The following is a 3,293-nucleotide window of genomic DNA, read 5'->3' as shown; positions in this document are numbered from 1 at the left end:
CCATTGAGATCATAAGTATAAGTTATATAAAAAGACTGAATTTTGTTTAAAGGTTCAAGTGTAATGTCTAATGCTCCCATTAACACATTATCTTTAGGTAAGTAATTTTCACCTTGGTAAATATTAATCAAGACGCTTTCTTGACTCGGATGTTTGGAAAATAAAGAGCGAGTTTCACTAACGGGGATTGTAGAGTTACGCTCTATGATTGGTAAAAATTCAGGTTGGTTATGCTCGTTTGATATCTCAACGCCCAGTGTAAAAGGGCAAACATCCGTCATAATTACATCTTTGAACTGATTATTTCGCGCATTCATACTTGCTTGAATAGCTGCACCAATAGCAATAGCGTGGTCTGGATTATATTGAATTTGTGTAATGCGCGAAAACGCATGATTAATTTGCTGGCGAAAAATTGGCATTCGGGTGGCACCACCCACAAAAACCAAGCCATCTATATCATCTATCGATAATTGTGCATCCGTCATTGCTCTATGAATAGGAAACTTAACACGCTCAATTAAATCATTACAAATATGCTTGAAATCGTTTTCATCAAGAGTATAAGTTAAAATATTTCCTTCATATTCAAAGTCAAAGTAGCCAGAGCCTTCGCTGGTTAGCTGACATTTTAATTGATCGCATAAAGACCAAATATTTCTCTCATCGCCATTAGTTAAACAGTTTGGTTTAATACTGTGTTTTTTATATAAATCGTCTACGATTGCTTGAGTAAAGTCGTTCCCACCGAGGTAGTTATCACCACCAGAAGCGTGAATCTCAAAAATGTCATTAAACACTTCAATAACAGATACATCAAACGTTCCCCCCCCGAGATCAAGCACTAAATAAGTGTTATCTGAATCTTTGTTGTCTAGTCCGTATGCAAGCGCTGCGGCGGTTGGCTCGTTAATTAAGCGCTCGACCGTCAAACCAGCAAGTGAAGCTGCCTGCTGTGTTGCTTGTCGTTGTTTATTATTAAAATACGCTGGTACCGAAATAACAGCTTCAGTAATAGGTTGTTGTAAATATGCTTCAGCTTGCTCTTTAAGATGCTTAAGTAAAATAGCCGACAGCTCTATTGGTGTATAAGATTGCTCTTCTAGTTGGTAAACTTTGTCCGTTCCCATAAAACGCTTGAATTCAGACACTGTCAACTCAGGGTGAGTCGCTAAGCGGTCGCGAGCAGCTTGACCCACTAAAACATAATCACCTGTAAAGCTCACAATAGATGGCACCAGAACATTGCCTTCTAAATCAGTAATTAGTTTAATGCCATCATCTTGCCATACACCAATTAAACTGTGTGTCGTTCCCAGATCAATCCCTATCTTCATATTAATACCTTTTATTCTGACAATTATTACATCGCTTTTTATTTTTAAAGCCACGATTTATAAGACTACTTATTATATTGGCATTGATTGTCATGTGTAAATAAACCCACATTACCCAATAAGCGCTGTCCAGTTTGAGTTGCTCCCCTCAACAATGAAGGTTGGGCATAATGACTTTGATTTAGTCTCATCATCAGCGTATTTTGCTAATATTTCTCTTTCAAACTCGCTGACTTTACGAGCTTGCCCTTAATCCTTATTATCTGCTCTCGTTAACATTTCAGCATTTGCTAGCTCTATCGTGTTTTAGCCCAATACTTAGGGTAACTTCCGGGTAAACCGTCCCATGTTTCTATTGCTAAATTTCATCCGAGTTAGGATACTTATCTTTATCTGGATCTAATGAATTTAAATAAGCAAAGTCTTCGTCGTATTTAAAATCAATTGTAAAATCACCTTCTGAAGTAATTTCAACACGCGCTTTGTTCCAAGGGACATCATTTTCATTTTTTTGCATAAGGTGATAAAGCGCACGGAAAGCTTTTCCACATTTTGCATTTTTAGCAACTCCATTTATGATATTTGTGTCAAAATTGAATTTTTTGTTATTTAAAATGTATTCCTGATTAGATTGAATTGCTCCATCAGGATTTAATAATAAAACTTCAAACCAAGCCTTTTCCCATTGTTCAGGCAGAGCATTAAACATTGCTTGTCCTATATGAATGTATATATCGTCAATTGTATCGAACATCCCAAATCCTTAATTAACTACAGACTGGCTTTATAGAAGTAAACCCAACCAGTTGGCTAGCTACATAAGCTGGCCTTTTAGTCATAGAGTTATAATTTAATCATTTCTAATTTATGTGCAATTTGAGATTGATAAAAATCATTCCCATTTCGCTCATCAAAAGCCTGGGCAATCTGCGAAGCCTTATTATAAAAATAATCGAATAAGGTTGTAAGATTGTACCTATCATTTTCATTATATAGTTCAAAGCTTTTAGGCATTGTTAAGAGTATTGATGTTTTACCATTGTTTAGTATTGATTTTAACAACATAGAAATACCTAAGTAATATTGGTAGTGACCTCGCTGATCTATATTTTTGGAAAGCCAATCATAATGGTTTTGTATTCTGTCTGTGCCGGTTTCAATTAAATTATGAATAGCACAATACTGTATTTGTAAGCCGACCTGATGTAAAAAATTTGGATTGTCACGAATAAGTTGATAGCCAGAAGTAAGTAGCATTTGCCCTAAATCATCTTTACCCAGTTGGCTTGCGGTAATAAGTAATTCTGGCAAGGTTAAATGAGGTACTTCGGCACAGCTTTGGTTACCTTGAATTAAAGGTAATGCGGTATTTAATGCCTCAGAATACCTACTTAACGCGGTAAGTAGCACGACCATAAAATGAACTTCACATGCTGCACAATCTGCAAAACGGTCATTTTCTAAACCTTGACTAATTTGCAGTTGCTCAAGGCTCTTATCCAGTTCACCCATGCTTAAATAAAGTTGGGCTTGCATGTAATGTACTGGCCTTAAGCTAAAACCTGCTTGAGCGTAATGTTGCTTCATATTATCTATTAACTGCTCTAACTTAGCCCGGCTTATAGAATGAAAACCAATAGCACAATCTATTACATATTTATATTTCCACAGCATATTGGTTAAAGGAAATTGCTCTGGATATTTTTCGCATTGCGCAATACACCAACCAAAATTAACGAGTGCTTTTTCTGGTTGCCCCGCAAATGCGGCGTCTTCAATTAAACTAACTCGGCTTCTATATTTTAAATTAATATCATTACTTTGATCGGCTAATAAAATAGCTTGTTCCCCAAGCTTTATTTTTATTGGGTCACCGTCTTTTAAACGGCTTGCTTTGAGTATTAACTCATTTACAGTGCTCATATTATTTTTCCTTAAACAATAGCTTAGTGCTGG

General features: G+C 36.1%; 3 protein-coding genes. All 3 read right to left on the bottom strand.

Annotated features, from left to right (window positions below):
- Window positions 1–1,337, bottom strand: a 1,337-nt coding sequence (locus tag H5072_RS15120) for a molecular chaperone HscC (protein WP_182693989.1), incomplete at its 3' end; no start/stop codon positions are given.
- A gap of 358 nt (window positions 1,338–1,695) precedes the next feature.
- Complete coding sequence (locus tag H5072_RS15115) at window positions 1,696–2,091, bottom strand: immunity protein YezG family protein (protein ID WP_182693988.1); 396 nt, start codon at window positions 2,089–2,091, stop codon at window positions 1,696–1,698.
- An 89-nt stretch (window positions 2,092–2,180) separates the two neighbouring features.
- Window positions 2,181–3,260, bottom strand: coding sequence for a hypothetical protein (locus H5072_RS15110; protein ID WP_182693987.1), 1,080 nt, complete (start codon window positions 3,258–3,260; stop codon window positions 2,181–2,183).
- Window positions 3,261–3,293: the final 33 nt, after the last annotated feature.

Source organism: Pseudoalteromonas sp. SR45-5, from assembly GCF_014163565.1.
Taxonomy (GTDB): domain Bacteria; phylum Pseudomonadota; class Gammaproteobacteria; order Enterobacterales; family Alteromonadaceae; genus Pseudoalteromonas; species Pseudoalteromonas distincta.
This window is presented reverse-complemented; position numbering and strand designations above follow the sequence as displayed.

Excerpts from the sequence above, each read along its gene's own strand:
- H5072_RS15115 (WP_182693988.1), bottom strand. The coding sequence starts at position 2,091 with ATGTTCGATACAATTGACGATATATACATTCATATAGGACAAGCAATG.
- H5072_RS15110 (WP_182693987.1), bottom strand. The coding sequence starts at position 3,260 with ATGAGCACTGTAAATGAGTTAATACTCAAAGCAAGCCGTTTAAAAGAC.